Genomic DNA, 20,781 nt, shown 5'->3' with positions numbered 1-20,781 from the left:
AGGACTACTCGTGAGGCCCGTACGCACGGCCTTCGCGGGCGCGCTGCTGGGAACGCTCGTTCTCGCCGGATGCGGCCAGACCGGCACCACAGCCACCCCTGAAACCACCGCCCCCGCCCCCGCCACCTCCACCGCCGAGGGTTTCCCCGTCTCCATCGAGGCGGCCAACGGCAAGGTCACCATCACCAAGAAGCCGGAGCGGATCGTCTCGCTCTCGGCCACCCACACCGAGACGCTCTTCGCCATCGGCGCGGGCCCCCAGGTCGTCGCGGTCGACGACAACTCGAACTACCCGCCCGAGGCCCCCAAGACGGACCTGTCCGGCTTCAAGCCGAACGTCGAGGCCATCGTCGCCAAGAAGCCCGACCTGGTCATCGTCTCCGACGACCTCGACAAGGTCGTCGCCGAGCTGGGCAAGCTCAACGTGCCCGTCCTGCTGGAGCCCGCCGCCACCAAGCTCGACGAGGCGTACGAGGAGATCACCGAGCTGGGCGCGGCCACCGGCAACAAGGCCAAGGCCGAAGAGGTCGTCTCCGGGATGAAGGCGGCCATGGACAAGCTGGCCGCCGCGGCGCCCAAGGACAAGAAGCTCACCTACTACCACGAGCTCGACCAGACGCCGTACGCGGCGACGTCGCAGACGTTCATCGGCCAGATCTACGGCTTGTTCGGCCTCACCAACATCGCCGACAAGGCACCCGACGCGGCGGGCGGCTATCCCAAGCTGTCGGCCGAGTTCGTGGCCCAGGCGGACCCGGACCTGATCTTCCTGGCGGACGTCAAATGCTGCCAGCAGAACAAGGACACCCTGGCCAAGCGGCCGGGCTGGAAGGACCTGTCGGCCATCAAGGACGACCGGGTGATCCTGCTCGACGACGACATCGCCTCCCGCTGGGGGCCGCGCGTCGTACAGCTCGCCGAGACCATCGGCGCCGCCGTGACCAAGGCCGGCGCGAGCTGACCGTGGCGACGAAGGCCGGCCCGTCCAGGGCCAGACCCCTCTGGGTGGCTTGCGCCCTGGGCGTGCTGGCCGTCTCCATGATCGCCGGAATGCTCGACGGGGCCGCCGACATCTCGCCCTGGCAGGTGGTGCTCCAGGTGGTGGACTGGCTGCCGCTCGTCCACGTCGACTCCGGCCTCGCGCCCGTCGAGCAGGGCCTGCTGTACGAGCTGCGCCTGCCCCGGGTGCTGCTCGCCGCCGTCGTCGGGGGGCTGCTGGCCATGGCAGGGGCCGGCTACCAGGGCGTCTTCCGCAACCCGCTCGCGGATCCGTACCTGCTGGGCGCCGCCGCCGGCGCCGGGCTCGCCACCACCGTGGCCATCGTGGCGCTGCCCTCGATGGCCGCGAGCATCCCGGTCGCGGCCTTCCTGGGGGCCGTGGGCGGGGTGTTCCTGGCCTACACGCTCGGCAACACCGCCGGGCGTGCGGGCTCCACCGCCACGCTGGTGCTGGCCGGGGTGGCGGTCACGTCGTTCCTGACCGCGATCCAGACGTTCATCCAGCAGTTCAAGGTCGAGGAGCTGCAGCGCATCTACTCGTGGATCCTCGGCGACGTCGGCGGCGGGTGGGAGCAGCTCTGGCTGGTGCTGCCGTACGCCGCCGTCTCCACCGTGCTGCTCCTGCTGCACGGGCGGATGCTCGACGTGCTCTCCGTCGGCGACGAGGAGGCCACCAGCCTGGGCGTCCGGGCGGCCTGGGTGCGGTTCACCGTGCTGCTGGCGGCCTCGCTGGCCACCGCGGCGGCCGTGGCGGTGAGCGGGCTGATCGGGTTCGTCGGCATCGTCATCCCGCACGTGGTCAGGCGGCTGGCCGGCGGCTCGTACCGGATCGTGCTGCCGCTGTCGCTGATCGGCGGCGCCGCCTTCCTGGTGCTCGCCGACCTCATCGCCCGCACCGTCCTCGCGCCCGCCGAGCTGCCGATCGGCGTGGTGACCATGTTCGTGGGGGCGCCGTTCTTCGTGGGGATCCTGCGCGTGACCAGGCGGGTGGTCACGTGATCGGCACCAAGGGCCTTTCCGTCCGGCTCGGCGGCCGCGAGGTCGTCTCCGACGTGGACCTGCGGGTACGCAGGGGCGAGTGGCTGGCGATCATCGGGCCCAACGGGGCCGGCAAGTCCACCCTGCTCAAGGCCGTCATGGGGCTGGTCGCGCACGCGGGAGAGGTCACCGTGGACTCCAGGGCCGCCGCCGGGCTGAAGCCGCGCGAGCGGGCCAGGCTGCTGGCGTACGCGCCGCAGGCGCCCGCCCTGCCGCCCGAGATGACGGTCTTCGACTACGCGCTGCTGGGGCGCACGCCGTACATCCCGTATTTAGGACGCGAGAGCGGCCACGACCGCGAGGTGACCGCGTCCGTGCTGGAGCGGCTGGATTTGACCGCCCTCGCCACGCGCCACGTGGGCGAACTGTCCGGCGGGGAGCGGCAGCGGGTGGTGCTGGCCAGGGCGCTCGCCCAGCAGGCCCCCGTGCTGCTGCTCGACGAGCCGACGACCGCGCTCGACCTCGGGCACCAGCAGCAGGTCCTCGAACTTGTGGACCGGCTCAGGCGGGCCGACGGGCTCACCGTCGTCACCACGCTGCACGACCTGACGGTGGCCGGCCTGTACGCCGACGCGCTGCTGCTGCTGGCCGGCGGGCGCGCGGTCGCCTCCGGAGAGCCCTCCCAGGTGCTGACCGAGGAATTGGTCGGGAGGCACTTCGACGCCCATGTCAAGATCGAGCCGGGGCCGGACGGGCGGCCCGTCGTGCACCTGGTCAGGGGAGGATCGTGAAGCTCACGTACCGGGTGGAGGACGGGGCGCGGCTGGGGGCGCTGCTGTGGGAGTTCGGGCCGGGGTGGCGGATGATCTCCTCCGCGATGCTGGGCGGCGGCATCGGGTTACGGGAGTGGGTGCTGAACGCGCAGGTGGTGGCCGGTTATTCGCGGATGGACCCGGTCGATCATCTCGTGTCGCTGGGACCGGGTGGCGGGGATGGGGTCGGGATGATGACGGCCGCGTCGGTCGACCGGTATGTGCGGGCCGCGGATGGCGGCGTGGAAGCCTTCGCCACCGTGGGGCTGCGGGTGCCGACCTGGGCCGCCGCGCCGGAGGGTTTCGAGGATCCGGAGCTGGCCCCGATGCGGGTGGGCACCATCAACATCGTGACGGTGGTGCCGGTGGCGATGACGGACGCGGCCCTGGTCAACGCCGTGATGACGGTCACCGAGGCGAAGTCGCAGGCGTTGATCGAGGCGGGCTTCCCCTGCACGGGAACGGCTTCGGACGCCGTGTGCGTGGCTGTGCCGGTTGACGGGCCGGAGGAGTTGTTCGGGGGGCCGCGGTCGGAGTGGGGGGCTCGGGTGGCGCGGGCGGTGCACGCGGCGGTCCGGAGCGGCGCCGAAGCGTGGCGATCTCGTGACTTGAAGTGACGCAATCTCCAGACGTCACGTGCGATTTCCCCGATGATTGACACATGATCTCGCTTGCTGGGCCGATCGTTCTCCCCGGACGGCCGCCGTATACGGCTGACGACCTGCTCATGTTTCCTGACGACGGAAATCGCTACGAGCTCTTCAACGGAAGCCTCTTGATCAGCCCTCTGCCCACCATCCGGCATCAGGGCGCCATCGGCCAAACGATGCGCATACTCGACGACGCCGCGCCTCGTGATCTCGAACCGCTCATGAGCGTCTACGTGCGGGCGAGCGAGCAGGACTGCTACATCCCCGACGTTGTTGTCGTGCCTGCCGAGGCGGTCACTTCGGTCGAGCTCATGCTGTCTCCCGGCCATGTCCGCCTCGTCGCGGAAGTGGTCAGTCCGAACACCGAAGGGCGCGACAAAGGGCTGAAGGTCTACTCCTACGCGGCGGCCGGCATCCCCCTCTACTGGCGGATCGAGCCCGGCGAAAAACCGACGCTCTACGTCTATGAGTTGAACGGCGATACCTATGACCCGCCAACCGCCTACGAGGCCGGGATCACGGTCACCTTGTCGGCGCCTTACTCCATCAGCTTCGACCCTGCCGACCTGATCGACGACTGATCGACCCCATAGTCCTCTGCCGCGCCGCGCACCGTGACGCGGCCCGCATCCAAGTCGGCCAGCACCGCCGCCGGGTCCCGTTCGCCCAGCGGGCCGAGGCCGCCCCCTCCCGTGGTCTCCACGATGAACGCCTCACCGGCCGCGAACCGCACGTTGTTGACCTTGGACGCCAGCCGTTCCACCGTCCCGTCCAGGTGGCGCTTGAAGAAGCCGCCCAGCCGTCCCGGTAGCCCGCCGTCGCGGCCCGGGGGTGCCAGGCGCAGCCGGTCGCCGCGGGTGGTGACGTGGCAGTCGGCCAGGAAGCGGTAGACCGTCCGCGAGCCCAGCCCGCCGCGGAAGCGCCCAGGCCCGCCCGAGTCCGGGATCGTCTCGATCGACTCGACGATCAGCGGGCAGCGGCTCTCCACCGGCTCCGCCTGCGGCACCGAGTTGCGGCCGATGCCGAAATGCACGCCGGTCGCGTCCGGGCCGTCCAGCCCTTGGCGGGCGCCGACGCCGCCGAAATCGTAGGAGAGGTGGATCCAGTACGGCGCGCCCACCGCGGCGATCGAGAACGGCTGCAGGATCCCGCTCGCCGCGATCGCCCGTTCGGGCACCGCGTCGGACAGGGCCTGGAAGACGGCCTCCATGGCCGCGTAGATCGGGACGTACCGGCCGCCGCACGGGTAAGGGGAGCGGGCGTTGAGCAGGGAGCCCTCGGGCAGGTGAACCTCGATGGCGCGCAGGCACCCGTCGTTCATCGCAATCGTGGGGTCCAGGAAGCAGCGGACCGCGAAGACGGCCGCGGCCAGGGACTGCGAGGCCGAGGCGTTGATGGCCGCGGGGACCTGCGGGTCCGTGCCGGCGAAGTCGAGCACGGCGTGGTCGGCGTCCAGGGTGACGGCGACGCGGATGAGGTGGGACTTTTCGGGATTCATTCCGTCGTCGTCGAATGGGTACGCCGCCGCGAACCGGCCCTCCGGCAGCTCCGCCAGCGAGGCCCGCGTCCTGGCCTCCGTGTAGTCCAGATAGTCGTCGACGCCCGCCGCCAGGCCCTGCTCTCCGTACTCGCCGATCAGCGCCTCCAGTCGGGCGGCGGCCACCGCCGTGCCGGCCACGAGAGCCCGTACATCGCCCATGACCTTGTCCGGGGTGCGGCTGTTGGCCCGCAGGATGGCCTCCATGGCCGGGTCGATCCCGTCCGCGGTCGCCAGGCGGACCGGCGGGAGCTGCAGGCCCTCCAGGAAGATGTCCGTGGCCAGCGGCGCCATCCCACCGGCCGAGAGGCCGCCGAGGTCGGAGACATGGATCATGGTGGCGGTGAAGTACGCCGGGGCTCCCGCGACGAAGACCGGCCGGTAGACGAGCAGGTCGTTGGTGTGCACGCCGCCCCGGTAGGCGTCGTTGAGCACGTACACCTCGCCCGGGCGCATCGTCTCCAAGGGGAAGTCCTTGACCAGCTCCGGGAGCGCGACTTTGAGCGCCATGCTGTTCATGAGCGTGGTGGCCGTGGACTGGGCGATCAGGCGGCCGCGGGCGTCGAGGACGGCGGCCGAGGCGTCGGAGCCCTCGACGATGAACGTCGAGTACGCCGAGCGCACCACCACGATGCTGGCCTCCTCCGCGGCCACGACCAGCGCGTTCCTGAGGACCTCGGCGGTCAGCGGATCCGTCATGGCGTGCTCCCGCGCGTCAGGTGCACGGCTCGCGTCTCGGCGAGGGCGGCGGTCCAGGCGGGCGGGACGACGATCGTGGACTCGGCGTCCTCGATGATGGCGGGGCCGTGGAGGGGGCCGTCCATGGTGTCCCTGGTGTGCACGGGGACGCCGGCGTAGCCGCCCAGCTCCGGGAAGTACGCCTGTCTGGAGGTGGGTTGCGGATGCTGATCGCCGGGCTCCGGGGCTGGAATCGCGTGAATCGGGCCGGGGGAGGCGCCGGCGGGGGTGGTGAGGCGGATGCGGTAGCTGACCAGCTCGATCTCGCCCCGCTGCGCGATGCCGTACGCCTGCGCGTACTTCTGGGAGAAACGGGACGCGAGCACCTCACGCGACGGCGACCAGTCGACGGTCAGGTCGTGGGACTGGCCCTTGAAGCGGACGTCCACCGAGCGCAGCACCCGCACCTCCGGATCCGTGAGCGAGACGCCCAGGTCGGCGGCGGCCTCCGCAGCCAGCGACGTGAAGATCGCCTCCGGGTCGGAGACGTCCAGCCGGGACAGCACCCGGTCCGTTGAAAGGGACCCGGCCAGCAGGCCCGCCGCCGACGCCACCCCGCAGTGCGCCGGCACCACCACCGTCGAGATCCCGAACCGCTCCGCCACCCTGGCCGCGTGCATCGGCCCCGCCCCGCCGAAGGCCACCAGGGCGAAGCCGCGCGGGTCGATCCCGCGCTGCACCGTCACCACGTGCACCGCGGACGCCATCGACGCGCTCACGATCTCGTGCACGGCGTACGCGGCCGCCTCCCTCGACACCCCCAGCGGCCCCGCCAGCCGGTCCAGGGCCTTGTCCGCCAGCGACGGCGTCAGCGGGATCGAGGCCGAGGACAGGTAGCCGAGCACCAGGTTCGCGTCCGTGACCGTCGGCTCGGAGCCGCCCAGGCCGTAACAGGCGGGACCGGGGGAGGATCCTGCCGAGTGCGGGCCTACGCGCAGCGCGCCCGCCGGGTCCAGCCAGGCCACGCTGCCGCCGCCCGCCCCCACCTCCGCCAGGTCGATGGCCGGGGTCTTGATCGGGACCCCGGTGCCCGCCCGCCGCCCGCCGAAGCTGCCCTTGCCGCCCACGTGGAACTCGTGGGTGATCTCCGGCCGCCCCCCGCGTACCACGCAGGCCTTGGCGGTGGTGCCGCCCATGTCGAACGAGATCACGTTCGCGAACCCGGTCCCCGCCGCCGCCAGCACGCCCGCCGCCGGACCCGACTCGATCGTGGCCACCGCCCGCCGGGCGGCCAGCTCGGCGGAGATCACGCCGCCGCTCGATTCCATGACGTGGACGGGCGCGCGGATGCCGATCTCGGCCAGCCGCTCCTGCAGCCGCGAAAGGTAAGAAGCCATCAATGGGCCGATATATGCGGACATGATGGTGGTGGTGGCGCGCTCGTATTCGCGAATCTCCGGCCACACCTCCGATGAGGCCACCACATTCGGGACGGACTCCCGGAGGATGGCGGCCGCCTGCCGCTCATGTGCCGGATTGGCGTACGCGTGCAGCAGGCACACGGCCGCCGACGCGATGCCGCGCCGGGCGATCTCCGCGGCGACCCGGCGTACGGAATCGGGGTCCAGTGGCGTCAGCACCTCGCCGCGCGCCGAGATCCGCTCCGTCACCTCGAAGCAGTCGCCCGGCGCCACCGGGGGAGGGGGCGGTGAGAAGCGGAGGTCGTAGCGGTCCTCCTCGACGCGGGCGTAGCGGCCGAGCGGGATGGCCGCGCGGAAGCCCTGGGTCGTGACGTACGCGACGCGCACCCCCTTGCGCTCGAGCACCGCGTTGGTGGCCAGCGTGGTGGCGTGCACCACCCGCGTGACCTGGGTGGGGTCGCGGCCTGCGAGCACGCGTGTAACGCCGGCGACGATTCCCGCGATGGGGTCGTAGTGGGTGCTCAGACATTTGGCCACGCAAATCGCTCCGGACGTCCCGCGAAGGACCACGTCGGTGAAGGTCCCGCCGACATCGACGCCGATCGCGTAGGCCACTCAGGTACGTTAAGCCACCTAGCAAGCGCTTGTCTACGTGACCATCTATTGACTTACGGCATCTGATTGGGACCCTTGTCCTATTCCTGCATTTTGGAGCGGAGATGGCGCGCCTCACAGCTCTCGCCGGTGGTGTCGCGGCGGCACTGATCCTTGTCTCGCTGCCGGTCGCGGCCCACGAGCACCCGAGCGGAATCACCGACCTGGTGACGCCCGCCGTGGTGCGCGTGGAGGCCGTGTCCCACGTCGAGATCACACTCCTGGACCACATCGGCGAGATCAAACATGTGGAGCGGTCCTACGACATCCCGTTCGGGTCGGGCACGGGCACCGTGGTCAACCCCGACGGGACGATCGTCGGGTTGCGGCGTTTCGCGGTGAACGACAACGACGTCGCGATCTACGCGGCCAACAAGGTCTTCGCCGAGCACCACAAGGTGAAACTCCCCGTCGACTACAAGAAGCACAAGCTCTCCGACGACCAGCTCAACCGCCACCTGCAGGCGTGCTACCCGCCCAAGAGCGACACCGCCACCTGCATCATCAACGTGACCACCGACCTCACGGCCTTCCCCAACGTCTCGCCGCCCAGTGCCGACGGATTCAAGGTCAAGTGCATCAAGGCGGGTCCCACGCCTGACAGCCCGGCCGTGCTGGTGCCGGTGACTCCGGTCGCCGGCGGTGTCGGCATGCCCACCGCGCCGCTCGCCGACAAGGTCCCCGAGCAGGAGGGCTCACCCACCAGCATCGCGGGCCTCCTCGGCAGGCCGGGGCCGAACGTCCAGCACACCGTCCAGATCGCCCACCTGAGCAAGGGCGGCGCGGCCGGAGAGGGCGGCAGGCCGTTCGCCGACCCGGAGAAGAAGGTGGACGAGCCGGTCAAGCTGGGCGCCTTGGCCGACAAGGGCATGGCGGGCGCGCCGGTGATCGGCGACAAGGACGGGCACGTCATCGGCCTGCTCGTCGGCGGCGGCAAGGAAGGCAAGATGATCGGGGTCAGGGAGATCACCGGCATCCTGTCCCAGGCCAAGGTCTCGCCGCGCAGGGGCGCGATCGACACGGCGTTCGAGGCGGCGCTGACCCGCTACCACACGAAGTACTACACCGAGGCCGCGCCGGGCTTCCAGCGCGTGCTGGAGCTCTATCCCGGCAACGTGGTGGCCGCGGGTCTGCTGAAGACCTCGCTGGCCAAACGGGGCGGGCCGGAGGACCAGGGCACCAAGCGGGCGGCGACCGCGCCGGCCCGGTCCACGCCGCTGTGGCCGTTCATCGTCGCCGCTGCGATACTCTTCCTGGCCGCCGGCGGCGGGGCGTATTTGCTGTGGCGTCGCCGCACTCCTGATCTATCGACACAACTGCCACAGCCGCTGACGGCCGGCCCACCGCTCGACGACGGTGCCAACCAGACCGTGGTCGTGCGGCGGTCCCAGTCGTTCCAAGCGGTCCCGCAACAACAGCAGGTGATGACGGCGCCCGATCCGGCGATCAAATACTGCACCTCGTGCGGCATGAGGCTCGGGGCCGCGCATCGCTTCTGCGGCTACTGCGGCCACCCCATCGAGACGTGATGCAATTGAACGAAAGATCCCTCGTCGGCCAGGAGGTGGCCGGCTATTACATCGAGGACATCGTCGGCAAGGGCGGCATGGCCGTCGTCTACCTGGCGCTCGATCCGAGGCTGAGCCGCCGCGTGGCGCTGAAGATCCTCAACCCGGTGCTCAGCGTCGACGACCGGTTCAGGCAGCGGTTCATCCTGGAGTCCAGGACGGTCGCCAGCATCGAGCACCCCAACATCATCCCGATCTACGAGGCCAACGCCGACGCCGACGGCGTCCTCTACATCGCCATGCGCTACGTCGACGGCCTCGACCTGCGCCGCCTCATCTACGACCGGGGACCCCTGCCCATCGACCAGGCCAACCAGATCTTCGCCCAGGTGGCCGCCGCGCTCGACGCCGCCCACGCGCACGACCTGATCCACCGCGACGTGAAACCGGCCAACATCCTGCTGGCCGGCAACCACGTCTACCTGACCGACTTCGGCATCACCAAGCACCGCTCCTCGATCTCCGGGCTGACCCAGACCGACCAGTTCATCGGCACGCCCCGCTACATGTCGCCCGAGCAGATCAACAAGGAGCACATCGACGGCCGGTGCGACCAGTACGCGCTGGCCTGCGTCGTCTACGAAGCGCTGTCGGGGCGGCTGCCGTTCCAGCGCGAGAACGACATCGCGCTGCTGTGGGCACACCTGGCCGAGCAGCCCGCGCCGCTGTCGCAGCTCAGGCCCGAGCTGCCGCCGCAGATCGACGCCGTGATGGCGCGCGGCCTGGCCAAGTCGCCCGAGCAGCGCTACGCGACCTGCGCCGAGTTCGTCACCGCGCTGCGCGACGCCATCGGCGGGCTGCAGCCGGGTGCGCTCGGCGGGCAGCCGTACGACGCGCTCGGCGTGGCCGGCGGGGCCGGTCTCGTGCCCCGGCCCGGCACCAGCCCGCACTCCGGACCCCACCCCGTGCCCGGAACGGGCCCCGACTCCGGCCTGCCCTCTGGATCTCCTTCCGGCCCGCACTCCGGGCCCCATTCCGGCCCGCACTCCGGGCCTCACCCGGCGTCCGCGTCCGCGCAACCTCCGGCCGGCGGGTCGCTCAGGGCGCCCGCGCCGCCCACGCATCCCTCCGGGCAGCGCAAGCGCCCCGGCCGCGTCCCGATCGTGGCCGCCACGCTGGTCGCCGCCGTGGCGGCGCTCGCGCTGGTCGCCATGATCATCATGAACCACCGCGGCGACACCTGGTCCCGCTACCAGACCAGCGCCGCCGCCCCGCTCACGTTCGAATATCCGGGCGACTGGACGGTACGCACCCACCGCGACCTGTTCGCGGTGGCCTCACCGCACGCCGCCGAGTTCGAGTCCCTGTTCGTGGCCGGCCCCGGCGCCGACTGGTCGGCGGTCTTGCAGATCGTCGCCGACGACCCCGAGAGCGCCTCCGGCGTGTACGTGCAGACCTCCGACACCCTCGACCCGGGCGGCGACTCCGAGCAGATGAAGGCCAAGATGGAGGTCCTGCTCCCCGGCGAGGTCGACGTCGCCAAGCCCGTGCAGGACCAGGCCGGCAACCGTCCCGCGACCCGCTTCGACGGCTCGCTGCGCGACCCGGCGACCGGCACCAGACTGGGCTTCGTCAGCTACGTGATCGACCGCCGGCCCAAGACCATGCTCGTGATGTACTTCTGCGCCAAGGCCACCTGCGACGACGCCACCCAGGCACGCATCAGGCAGAGCGTCCACGTGTCGTGACTTGTAGCTGACTTGTGTCCGGCTTGACCTGGGTGTTCAAGACGGGCGCCGGGCGTCTAACCTCCGCGTGTGGGCATTCGCATAGTCATCGCAGACGATCAGGCGATGGTCAGGGCAGGGCTGCGCATGGTCGTCGACAGCGACCCTGGCATGGAAGTGGTGGGCGAGGCCGCCGACGGGCGCGAGGCCGTCGCCGTGGCCCGGCGCACCCGGCCGGACATCGTCCTCATGGACATCTCGATGCCCAGGCTCGACGGGCTCTCGGCGGCCAGGGAACTGCTCGACGAGCCGTCGCCGCCGAAGGTCATCACGCTGACCACGTTCGACACCGACGAGAACCTCTACGCCGCGCTGCGCGCCGGCACCAGCGGCTTCCTGCTGAAGGTGTCGCCGCCCGAGCAACTGCTGGAGGCGATCAGGGTGGTGCACGCCGGTGACGCGCTGCTCGACCCGGCCGTGACGAGCCGGGTGATCGCCACCTTCGCCGGCCGCGCCGACCCGGCGCCCTCGCCCAGGCTGGCCGAGCTGACGCCGCGCGAGCTGGAGGTGCTGCGGTTGCTCGCCCGTGGTCTCACCAATGCGGAGATCGCCCGGGAGCTGTACGTGGGGGAGGCGACGGTCAAGACGCACGTGGCGCGGGTGCTGATGAAGCTGAACCTGCGCGACCGGGCCCAGGCCGTGGTGTTCGCGTACGAATCCGGCGTCGTCCGGCCGGGTGCCGCCTGAGGGTTTGGTGGACGCGCCCTATCTGTGTGTATATTTTCCTGCATAAGGCGGTAGATACAGGAGATATTTCATGCAAGCGTTCCCCCGGGTGCTGTTCGACGAGGCTCACAGCGAGTCGTGGACCGTCCGGCGGGAGGTGGCCGAGGCCATCAACCCCGCCCACCCCGACGACAACAGCTACGCGCGGGCGGCCGGGCTGCTGCGGCACCTGGGGCACACGGTCACCGTCCACACCTCCGGCGCGCTCGCACCCGAGGTGCTGGCCGAGCAGGACGTCCTGGTGATCGCGCACCCGTCGGGGGAGCGGTGGGAGCGGACCACCGGCGAGGGCAGCCCGGTCTTCTCCGCCGCCGAGCTGGACGCCGTCGAGTCCTACGTCGCCGCCGGCGGCGGGCTGGTGGTGCTGGCCGAGGAGGAGCAGGACAAGTACGGCAACAACCTGCGTGAGCTGCTCGGGCGGTTCGGGGTCGGGGTGGAGCACGCCACCGTGCGCGATCCGAAGCACGCGCACCGGGGCGTGGCCACCTGGGTGCTGACCGCGCCCGCCACCAAGGACGGGCTGCTGGCGGGCGTCAGGACCGCCTGCTTCTACCGCACCGGGTTCCTGACCGCCGCCCCCGAGGCCACCGTGCTGTTCGCGACCTCGGCCGACGCCGACCCCGCGGGCGCGCCGCTGGCGGTCGCCGTACGGCACGGCCGGGGCCGGGTCGTCGTGTTCGCCGACTCCGACCTGTTCGGCGACGACTCCATCGAGGACTACGACCACCGCGGGCTCTGGGGCAACGTGATCACCTGGGCCGCCCGCGTCCCCTCCGGCGACGCGGCGGGCGCCACGCGCGACGAGGCCAAGGCCGCCCTGTTCGCCCGGCTCAAGGCGGCCGTCGAGGAGCTCAGGCCGCTCCAGGTCAAGGACGGCTCGGTGCGTCCGGAGGACAAGGAGCGGGCCGCGGCGCTGGTGAGCGAGATCGCCGAGCGGGTGGGCGAGATCTCGCCGTATTTCCCGCACGACGCCGCGTACCTCCAGGCCGTCCGGCACGACCTCGCCACCTGGCGCGAACAGGGCCTCGGTGTGCCGGACTTCCTCGACTCCCTCGACCTCTTCCATCCCGACACCCAGCGCGAGGACGGGCTGGAACACCTCGTGGTGTTCCCCATGTACACCCAGAACGGCAACCCCGACCGCAACCTCGAAGCCGTCTGGATCAGGACGATCTGGCCGGACTGGCTGGCGCGGCTGGAGGCCGGCGGGTACGACAACCCGATGTTCGTGCCGATCGCGTTCGAGGACTTCACCTCCGGCTACGACACCCACTCGGCCGTGCTGTTCCCCGAGACGGTCGCGGTGCGGCAGGCGCCCGCCCGCTTCACCTGGGGCGGCATCTTCGCCGACCGTGAGGCCGCCAGGTTCCGGCGGGTGGCCGCGGCCGCGGCCGGCACGCTCAAGCTCGACCTGCCGCCCGACGCCGCCAGGCTGCTGGAGTCGCAGCAGCTCGCACAGGACACGTTCGTGCTGTGGGATCTGATCCACGATCGCACGCACAGCCATGGCGACCTGCCGTTCGACCCGTTCATGATCAAGCAGCGGATGCCGTACTGGCTGTACTCGCTGGAGGAGCTGCGCTGCGACCTGACCGCGTTCGGGGAGGCCGTGGAGCTGGAGCGGCGGGGAGTGCCGCAGGCGAGGTACGTGCAGACCGCGATCCTGTTCGACCGGCTGTTCAGGTTCCCGATCAGCGGTGACCGGGTCCGCAACTACGACGGGCTCGGCGGGCAGCTGCTCTTCGCCTACCTGCACCGCAACGACGTCGTGCGGTGGACGGACAACCGGCTGTCGATCGACTGGGAGCGGGTCGCGGATGGGGTGGCCGACCTGCGGGGCGAGGTCGAGAAGCTCTATCGCGACAGCATCGACAGGTCCAAGCTGGGGCACTGGCTGGCGGCGTACGAGCTCGTCAGCGCCTATGTGGCGGCGCACCCCGCCTCCACCTGGGCGAAGGGGGTCCAGGCGCTGCCCGAGGAGCAGAAGGCCAAGGTGGACGCGGTGCTGCCGGACGAGTTCCCGCTGAGCATGTTCTACGAGGCGCTGCGCCGTAAGCTGACCGAGGTGGTCGAATCGACTAAGGGGCTCCGCGCATGATCATTCTGGTTACCGGGGCCGGAGGGCCCACAGGCGAGGCGGTTTCCGGATATTTCCGGAAACAAGGTCACACCGTGATCGGTGTCGACAAGGACGACGTCGATCTGCTCGACCGCGCGGCCGTACAGCGGCTGGCGCAGCGGATCGACGATGAGCACGGCCGGGTGGACGGCGTGGTGCATCTGGTCGGCGGGTGGCGCGGGTCGAGCACGTTCGCCGAGACCAGCCTTGAAGACTGGGACGTCCTGCACGACCTGTTGATCCGCACGCTCCAGCACGTGACGCTGGCCTTCGAACCGCTGCTGCGCCGCAGCGGCAACGGCCGCTTCGTGATCGTCTCCGCCAAGGCCGCCGAGCGGCCGACCGCCGGCGCCGCCGTCTACGCGGCCGCGAAGGCGGCGGCGGAGGCGTGGACCCGCGCACTGGCCGACGCCCTCGACGGCACCGGCAGCGCGGCCACCATCCTCGTGGTGAAAGCCCTGGTGAACGACGCCATGCGGGCCGCCAAGCCGGACGCCCGCTTCCCCGGCTACACCGACGTCAACGACCTCGCGGCGGCGATCGGCGGCCTCTACGACCGCCCCGCCGCCGAGATCAACGGCACCCGATTGGACCTCACTTCTTGATTCCCCGGCACGACCCCCAGCTCAAGACGTTCGCCAGCGACAACTACGCCGGCGTGCACCCCGAGATACTCCAGGCCATCGCGACCGCCAACGGCGGCCACCAGATCGCCTACGGCGACGACACCTACACCGAGGCGCTGCAGGAGGTCTTCCAGCGGCACTTCGGGACGCAGGCGCAGGCGTGGCCGGTGTTCAACGGCACGGCCGCGAACGTCGTCTCGCTGCGCGCCATGACCGCCCACTGGGAGGCGGTCATCTGCGCCGAGACGGCCCACATCAACACCGATGAGGGCGGCGCGCCCGAGGTCACGGGCGGCATCAAGCTGCTGACCGTGCCCACGCCGGACGGCAAGCTCACGCCCGAGCTGATCGACCGCCAGGCGTGGGGCTTCGGCGACGTGCACCGCGCCCAGCCGCGGGTGGTGTCCATCTCGAACACCACCGAGCTGGGCACCCTCTACACGCCCGACGAGGTCGCGGCGATCTGCGCACACGCCCACGAGCTCGGGCTGCTCGTCCACCTCGACGGCGCCCGCCTGACGAACGCCGCGGCCGCACTGGACGTGCCTCTGCGGGCGCTGACCACGGACGCCGGCGTGGACGTGCTCTCGTTCGGCGGCACCAAGATCGGGCTCCTGTACGGGGAGGCCGTCGTCGTCCTCAACCCCGGCGCCGCCACCGGGATCGACTACATCCGCAAGACCTTCATGCAGCTGTCGTCGAAGATGCGCTTCGTGTCGGCGCAGTTCGAGGCGTTGCTGTCGGGTGACCTGTGGCTGCGGAACGCGCGCCAGGCCAACGCCATGGGGCAGCGGCTGGCGACGGCCGTCCGCGACATCCCCGGGGTCGAGCTGCCGCGCCCGGTCGAGGCCAACGCCGTTTTCGCCGTTCTGCCCAGGGACGTCACCGAGCGGCTGCAGAAGCGGTTCCGCTTCTACACCTGGAACGAGGCGACGGGGGAGGTGCGGTGGATGTGCGCGTTCGATACGACGCAGGCGGATGTGGACGCCTTCGCCGCCGCCGTCGCCGAGGAGATGACCGCGGCCGGCGGCTGACGCCCCGCTCGTCCCGGCCGGAACGCGTCAGGGCTTGGGGGCTCGGCGGCCCTCGGGGCGGAGGGCCAGGCGGGCCGCCTGCCAGCCGCCCATCCCGTGCGCCCCGGCCCCCGGCGGGGTCGAGGCCGAGCACAGGAAGACGCCGGGCAGAGGCGTGCGCCACGGGGCCGGGGACCAGACCGGGCGCCGAACGAACTGGGCGAGGCTGGACAGACCGCCCCCGATGTCGCCACCGACCAGGTTCGGGTTGTCCGCCTCCAGCTCCGCCGGGCCCATCGCGTGCCGGGCCAGGACGCGGTCCCGGAAGCCCGGGGCGTACCGCTCGATCTGGGTCTCGATGGCGTCCGTCATGTCCACCCGGGAGCCGTTGGGGACGTGGCAGTACGCCCACAGCGTGTGCCCGCCCCTGGTCGGGTCGGCCGCGTACGGCTGCACCGCCAGCACGTAGGGGCGCGGAGAATGGCGCCCGGCGGCCATCTCCGCCTCGCTGAGCGCGATCTCCTCCAGCGTCCCGCCCAGATGCACCGTGCCCGCGTCGGCCACCGCCGGATCCCGCCACGGCACCGGCCCGTCCAGCGCCCAGTCCAGCTTGAACGCCCCGGGACCGTACCGGAAGCGCTGGAGCCGCCTGCGGTAGCCCGCGGGCAGCTCGGCCATCGCCAGGAACTGCCGAGGCGTCACGTCGAGCACCACGATCGGCGCGTCCAGCTCCGCCAGCCGGCGGACGCGGTGCCCGGCGACCGCCTCGCCGCCCAGGGACCTGAGCTCGGCCACCAGGGCGTCGGCCAGCACCTGCGACCCGCCTCGCACCAGCGGCCAGCCCACCAGGTGGGCGAGGGAGGCCAGCATCAGGCCGTACCCGGCGCTGAGGGGAGAGCGCAGGTCGAGCATGGAGTGCGCGGCCATGCCGGCGAACAGCGCCCGGCCCTCCACGGTGCGGAACACGCGCCGCGCGAACGTCGTCGCGGGCAGCGCGCCCGCGAGCCCGAACCGAACGGCCTGCGGGAACACCCGCAGCGGCACCTCCCACGGCCCCAGCGGCTGGAGCAGCAGCTCCACCAGCGGAAGCCCGGCCCTGGCGGTTGCACCGGCGGTGGCCAGCCACGCGCGCGCGTCCCGCCCCAGCCCTTCGGCGGTGCGGCGCGGATCGCGGTGGACGAGCACCGCCGGGCGGTCGTCCAGCGGATGGGCGGCGGGTACGGCCGGATGGGCGAACTCGACCCCTTTGAGCGCCGGCGAGCGGAACGCCGGGGACGCCAGCGCCATCGCCATCACGGTCGCGCCCAGATCGTGCACCCGCCCGGGCAGCGTCACCTCGGCCGAGCGGAGCCCGCCGCCGAACCGCTCGGCCTGCTCCAGCAGCAGCACCCTGCGCCCCGCGCGGGCCAGCGTGACGGCGGCGACGAGCCCATTGGGCCCCGAGCCCACGACGACGGCGTCAGCGCTCATCGATCCACGCTCATCACTCAGGCTTCAATATCGATGGGTACGGCTGCGCGCCGCGCTGCTTGAGCAGCTCCGTCATGAGCTTGATCTCGCCGCTCTGCCCTTGGACGATCTTGTTGGCCATGCTGACCACCTCGCTGCGCGTGGACAGCTTGAGCACGCCCTCGGCCATCTGCACGCCGCCCTCGTGATGGCGGATCATCAGCTGCAGGAACAGCACCTCGGCCTGCGTGCCCTGCGCCTCCTTGAGCTTGGCCAGCTCCTGCGGCGTGGCCATGCCGGGCATGGTGCCGGACGCGGCAGTGGAACCGCCGTGCCCGTGGCCGCTCATCCACGCCATCGGCCGCTGGTCGCCCGCCTGATCGAGCCCCCACTGCTGCAACCAGCCGAGGAACATGCCGCGCTGGTTGGCCTGGGTGTAGATGATGTCGAAGGCGAGGTTTCTGATCTCCTGTGCCGGTCCCTTGTCCCTGATCGTGAACGACATGTCGACGGCCTGCGCGTGGTGCGCGGCCATGTCGCGGGCGAACCCGGCCTCGGGGGAGGAATCGCCAGGCGTGCCCATGCGACCGAACAAGAAGAACGCGGCCACGACGAGCACCAGCACGCCGCACGCGATGAAAAGGGGATTCCTGACGGGCTTTTCCATAGCCCGTCCAGCGTACCCACCCGCGCGAGGAGCCCGTGATCGGACGCTTATAAGCGGCTTATTCTCCACATACGGCCGGAGGGCATAAGGTGACCGGAGTTGGTACGCCGATGGAGGAACGATGACGAAGGAGAAGGCGCAGCTGAGGCGCGAGCATCTGCAGAAGATGCGGGCCGACCAGCAGCGCAAACAACGGCGCGCCGCGCTGCTCATGTGGGGAACGGGCGGGCTGATCATCGTGGTGCTCGTCGGCGTGGTGGGCTTCTACCTGGTCAGGCAGGCCCAGCAGACCTCGCTGGACGCCGTGGCCAATTACAAGTACGACGCCGGCCAGCACGTGTGGAACTCGGTCACCTACAAGGAGACCCCGCCGGTCGGCGGCGAGCACAACAACTACTGGCAGGCGTGCGCGATCTACGACAAGCCCATCCACAGCGAGCACGCCGTGCACTCGATGGAGCACGGCGCCGTGTGGATCACCTACCGGCCCGATCTGCCCAAGGCGCAGGTCGACAAGCTGAAGGAAGTGGCGACGTCGACGGGCCAGCAGGAATACATGCTGGTGAGCCCGTATCCCAACCTGCCCGCGCCGGTGGTCGTGTCGTCGTGGGGGCACCAGCTCAAGCTGACCAACCCCGAGGACCCGAAGCTGGGGGCGTTCATCAAGCGCTACCAGAACGGCCCCGGCACCCCCGAGCCCGGCGCCACGTGCGGCGGCCCTGACGCCGTCGACACCACGGCGGACCAGGCTCCGCTGCCGCCCGAGCCGACGGGCCAGCAGCAGGCGCCGGCGGAGACCCTCGCCCCGTCGCCCACCCAGTCCCAGTAGTGCGCCAAGGCCCGGGTCCCACGGGGACCCGGGCCTTGCCCGCTATGACCCCAGTACGTCCTCGGGAGACGCCCACTGCAGCCCGTGCGCGTCGGCCACGGGGCGGCTGGTCAGGTGGCCCTCGTGCGTGCTCAGGCCCAGCGCCAGCGCCCGGTCCTCACGCATGGCGCGCCGCCAGCCGAGATCGGCGATGGCCAGCGCGTACGGGAGCGTGACGTTCGTCAGCGCGAACGTCGAGGTGTGCGGCACGGCGCCGGGCATGTTGGCCACGCAGTAGAAGATCGAGTCGTACACCCGGTAGGTGGGCGCCTCATGCGTGGTCGGGCGGGAGTCCTCGAAGCAGCCGCCCTGGTCGATCGAGACGTCGACCAGGACCGAGCCCGGCTTCATCCGGCCGACCAGGTCGTGGCTCACCAGCGTCGGCGCCTTGGCGCCGGGCACCAGCACCGCGCCGATGACCAGGTCCGCCTCCGTGACCGCGCGCTCGATCTCGAGCATGTTCGAGGCGACCGTCTGGCAGTGCCCCTGGTAGATCAGGTCGGCCTGGCGCAGCTTGTCGATGTTCTTGTCCAGCAGCATCACCTCGGCCTGCATTCCGAGGGCGATGGCGGCGGCGTTCATGCCGGACACGCCGGCCCCGATGACCACGACGTGCGCGGCGCGCACCCCGGAGACGCCGCCCATCAGCACGCCCCTGCCGCCCGCGGAGCGCATCAGATGGTACGCGCCCACCTGCGGCGCCAGCCGCCCCGCCACCTCCGACATGGGCGCCAGCAGCGGCAGCGCGCCGTCCGGGGTCTGCACGGTCTCGTACGCGATCGCCGTGCACCCGGAGTCGAGCAGCGCCTGCGTACAGTCCCTGGAGGCGGCCAGATGGAGGTATGTGAACAGCACCTGCCCCTTGCGCAGCCGGTGGTACTCCTCCGGCATCGGCTCCTTGACCTTCATGATCAGCTCGCCGGCGGCCCAGACCTCGTCGGCTCCCGGGACGATGACCGCGCCCGCGGCGGTGAAGTCGGCGTCGGGGATCGAGGATCCGGTGCCCGCGTCCCGCTCGACGTAGACCTGGTGGCCGTGGCGCACCAGCTCGTGCGCCCCGGCCGGGGTCAGGGCCACTCGATATTCGCTGTTCTTGACCTCGCGAGGAACTCCGACTTTCATGGCGCCACTCTCGTTCGCGAGAAAACTCCCGGAAATATGCGGTCCTGTCTCCATTCTTCCTCTTGCCTCAAGGTTGAGTGTGAATTCGGCGGCTGATTACCCCGGTGCGCCCGGTCCTCGATAGGCTCACCCGCAGCCCGAACGTCAGGATGGGATCGTCATCGATGGACAAGCCGGAAGTGCCGCCGCCCGCGGATCCGGGGGAGCCGAAGGCGAGCAGACTCACCACCATCGTGTTGATCGTCTCGCTCGTCCTCGTGGTGCTGGCCGCAGGCGTGCTCGGCACGGTCGCCGTCCTGATGACGCGCAACCCCGACACGCCGCTCTTAGGCGCCACGCCGCCGCAGCGGCTGGCCGTGCCGATCCACTTCGCCCCCGTCAGGGAGACCAAGCCCGCGCCGTGCCCCGGCCAGCAGGCCGTGCTAGACGAGGACCAGAGCACCTGCTACCTGCTGGAGGACGGCGTCACGGTCGGCGCCGTCCAGCGGATCGAGGCGGTCCGCGAGAAGGACGGCCAATACTCCGTGCGCCTCGCGATCGCGCCGGCGTTCAAGGAGCGGATGGTCCAGCTCATCGATGAGATGGTGCCTGACCAGCGGGCGGTGGCGATCGTGCTGGCACCCGAGCAGCCCGACCAGCCCAAGACCGTGCTGGCCGCGCCCATCGTCACCGAGCCGCTGGACGGCGACAGCATGAGCATCGCCGGGTTCACCAAGGAGGACGCCGACACGCTGGTGACCCGCCTGCTCGGTGCCCCCTCCACCCCGGCCGACACCGGAACGTCGCCCTCGCAGCCGGCCACTCCACCGGACACGGGCACGGGCACGACCCCGGGCGCGCCGACCACCACTCCGGGCACGGGCACCACTCCGGGCGCGCCGACCACTACCCCGGGCACGACCGGCACCTCTCCCGGAGCGACGGGCGCGACCAATCCCGCGACGAACGGCGGGCGCGCCACCGACCGCCGCTACGCCAGCTGCAAGGAGGCCGTGGCGGCCGGCGACGGCCCCTACTCCAAGGGCACGCACGAGGAATACTTCTGGTACGTCGACGTCGACAAAAACGGCGTGGCCTGCAACAGCGCCGACATTCGCTGACCGAACGGCCCGCCACGCACCTCGCGGCCGACGGTGGTCCCCCGCCCGGTCGGCTCGAAGAACCGGT

Annotated in this window: 18 protein-coding genes; 13 read left to right on the top strand and 5 right to left on the bottom strand. The window is 71.0% G+C overall.

Annotation, left to right across the window (positions count from 1 at the left end; genetic code table 11):
• Positions 1 to 10 precede the first annotated feature (10 nt).
• From ACTMTI_RS43570 to ACTMTI_RS43550, 5 genes are read left to right on the top strand one after another with little or no spacing between them, the layout of a single operon-like run.
• Entirely contained in the window at positions 11 to 961 is a 951-nt protein-coding gene (locus ACTMTI_RS43570) for an ABC transporter substrate-binding protein (RefSeq protein WP_441126693.1), read from the top strand.
• A gap of 2 nt (positions 962 to 963) precedes the next feature.
• Positions 964 to 1,998 (top strand): FecCD family ABC transporter permease, encoded by a 1,035-nt coding sequence (locus tag ACTMTI_RS43565; RefSeq protein ID WP_441126692.1) that lies wholly within the window; start codon positions 964 to 966, stop codon positions 1,996 to 1,998.
• Positions 1,995 to 2,768 (top strand): ABC transporter ATP-binding protein, encoded by a 774-nt coding sequence (locus ACTMTI_RS43560; protein WP_441126691.1) that lies wholly within the window; start codon positions 1,995 to 1,997, stop codon positions 2,766 to 2,768. The genes ACTMTI_RS43565 and ACTMTI_RS43560 overlap by 4 nt, the downstream gene beginning before the upstream one ends.
• Positions 2,765 to 3,406 carry an adenosylcobinamide amidohydrolase gene (locus ACTMTI_RS43555; RefSeq protein ID WP_441126690.1) on the top strand — a complete coding sequence of 214 codons (642 nt, stop codon included), beginning with the start codon at positions 2,765 to 2,767 and terminating at the stop codon, positions 3,404 to 3,406. The genes ACTMTI_RS43560 and ACTMTI_RS43555 overlap by 4 nt, the downstream gene beginning before the upstream one ends.
• A 44-nt stretch (positions 3,407 to 3,450) precedes the next feature.
• Positions 3,451 to 4,020, top strand: a complete 570-nt coding sequence (locus ACTMTI_RS43550; protein WP_441126689.1) for a Uma2 family endonuclease — start codon at positions 3,451 to 3,453, stop codon at positions 4,018 to 4,020.
• Here the strand turns inward: ACTMTI_RS43550 and ACTMTI_RS43545 are convergent.
• Together ACTMTI_RS43545 and ACTMTI_RS43540 are read right to left on the bottom strand one after the other, a co-directional pair.
• A complete protein-coding gene (locus ACTMTI_RS43545; protein ID WP_441126688.1) occupies positions 3,978 to 5,675 on the bottom strand; it encodes a hydantoinase B/oxoprolinase family protein in 1,698 nt (565 codons plus the stop codon). The genes ACTMTI_RS43550 and ACTMTI_RS43545 overlap by 43 nt on opposite strands.
• Positions 5,672 to 7,690 (bottom strand): hydantoinase/oxoprolinase family protein, encoded by a 2,019-nt coding sequence (locus ACTMTI_RS43540; RefSeq protein ID WP_441126687.1) that lies wholly within the window; start codon positions 7,688 to 7,690, stop codon positions 5,672 to 5,674. The genes ACTMTI_RS43545 and ACTMTI_RS43540 overlap by 4 nt, the downstream gene beginning before the upstream one ends.
• Before the next feature lie 104 nt (positions 7,691 to 7,794).
• Between ACTMTI_RS43540 and ACTMTI_RS43535 the strand changes: the two genes are divergently transcribed.
• From ACTMTI_RS43535 to ACTMTI_RS43510, 6 genes are all read left to right on the top strand, one after another.
• On the top strand, positions 7,795 to 9,258 hold the full coding sequence (locus ACTMTI_RS43535; protein WP_441126686.1) for a zinc ribbon domain-containing protein: 1,464 nt from the start codon (positions 7,795 to 7,797) through the stop codon (positions 9,256 to 9,258).
• The gene (locus ACTMTI_RS43530) at positions 9,258 to 10,985 is read left to right on the top strand and encodes a serine/threonine protein kinase (RefSeq protein WP_441126685.1); all 1,728 of its coding nucleotides are present in this window, start codon (positions 9,258 to 9,260) and stop codon (positions 10,983 to 10,985) included. The genes ACTMTI_RS43535 and ACTMTI_RS43530 overlap by 1 nt, the downstream gene beginning before the upstream one ends.
• A 69-nt stretch (positions 10,986 to 11,054) precedes the next feature.
• Positions 11,055 to 11,711 (top strand): response regulator, encoded by a 657-nt coding sequence (locus ACTMTI_RS43525; RefSeq protein ID WP_441126684.1) that lies wholly within the window; start codon positions 11,055 to 11,057, stop codon positions 11,709 to 11,711.
• A 70-nt stretch (positions 11,712 to 11,781) separates the two neighbouring features.
• Positions 11,782 to 13,848 carry a DUF6421 family protein gene (locus ACTMTI_RS43520; protein WP_441126683.1) on the top strand — a complete coding sequence of 689 codons (2,067 nt, stop codon included), beginning with the start codon at positions 11,782 to 11,784 and terminating at the stop codon, positions 13,846 to 13,848.
• Positions 13,845 to 14,474, top strand: a complete 630-nt coding sequence (locus ACTMTI_RS43515; RefSeq protein ID WP_441126682.1) for an SDR family NAD(P)-dependent oxidoreductase — start codon at positions 13,845 to 13,847, stop codon at positions 14,472 to 14,474. The genes ACTMTI_RS43520 and ACTMTI_RS43515 overlap by 4 nt, the downstream gene beginning before the upstream one ends.
• A complete protein-coding gene (locus ACTMTI_RS43510; RefSeq protein WP_441126681.1) occupies positions 14,471 to 15,529 on the top strand; it encodes a threonine aldolase family protein in 1,059 nt (352 codons plus the stop codon). The genes ACTMTI_RS43515 and ACTMTI_RS43510 overlap by 4 nt, the downstream gene beginning before the upstream one ends.
• Positions 15,530 to 15,556: 27 nt before the next feature.
• Here ACTMTI_RS43510 and ACTMTI_RS43505 read toward each other — a convergent pair whose 3' ends face one another.
• Together ACTMTI_RS43505 and ACTMTI_RS43500 are read right to left on the bottom strand one after the other, a co-directional pair.
• Positions 15,557 to 16,978, bottom strand: coding sequence for a phytoene desaturase family protein (locus tag ACTMTI_RS43505; RefSeq protein ID WP_441126680.1), 1,422 nt, complete (start codon positions 16,976 to 16,978; stop codon positions 15,557 to 15,559).
• 13 nt (positions 16,979 to 16,991) lie between these two features.
• Positions 16,992 to 17,624: a DUF305 domain-containing protein gene (locus tag ACTMTI_RS43500; RefSeq protein WP_441126679.1), complete on the bottom strand. Its 633-nt coding sequence runs from the start codon at positions 17,622 to 17,624 to the stop codon at positions 16,992 to 16,994.
• Positions 17,625 to 17,745: 121 nt separating this feature from the next.
• Between ACTMTI_RS43500 and ACTMTI_RS43495 the strand changes: the two genes are divergently transcribed.
• Positions 17,746 to 18,453 (top strand): DUF3105 domain-containing protein, encoded by a 708-nt coding sequence (locus ACTMTI_RS43495; protein WP_441126678.1) that lies wholly within the window; start codon positions 17,746 to 17,748, stop codon positions 18,451 to 18,453.
• Positions 18,454 to 18,495: 42 nt separating this feature from the next.
• Here ACTMTI_RS43495 and ald read toward each other — a convergent pair whose 3' ends face one another.
• A complete protein-coding gene (gene ald / locus ACTMTI_RS43490) occupies positions 18,496 to 19,614 on the bottom strand; it encodes an alanine dehydrogenase (protein ID WP_441126677.1) in 1,119 nt (372 codons plus the stop codon).
• A 164-nt stretch (positions 19,615 to 19,778) separates the two neighbouring features.
• Here ald and ACTMTI_RS43485 point away from each other — a divergent pair, with 164 nt between their 5' ends.
• Positions 19,779 to 20,714, top strand: a complete 936-nt coding sequence (locus tag ACTMTI_RS43485; RefSeq protein WP_441126676.1) for an excalibur calcium-binding domain-containing protein — start codon at positions 19,779 to 19,781, stop codon at positions 20,712 to 20,714.
• Positions 20,715 to 20,781: the final 67 nt, after the last annotated feature.

It is taken from the genome of Nonomuraea sp. H19 (assembly GCF_052068215.1).
Taxonomy (GTDB): domain Bacteria; phylum Actinomycetota; class Actinomycetes; order Streptosporangiales; family Streptosporangiaceae; genus Nonomuraea.
Note: the sequence above shows the minus strand (reverse complement) of the source record. Positions and strands in the feature narration are given on the sequence as shown.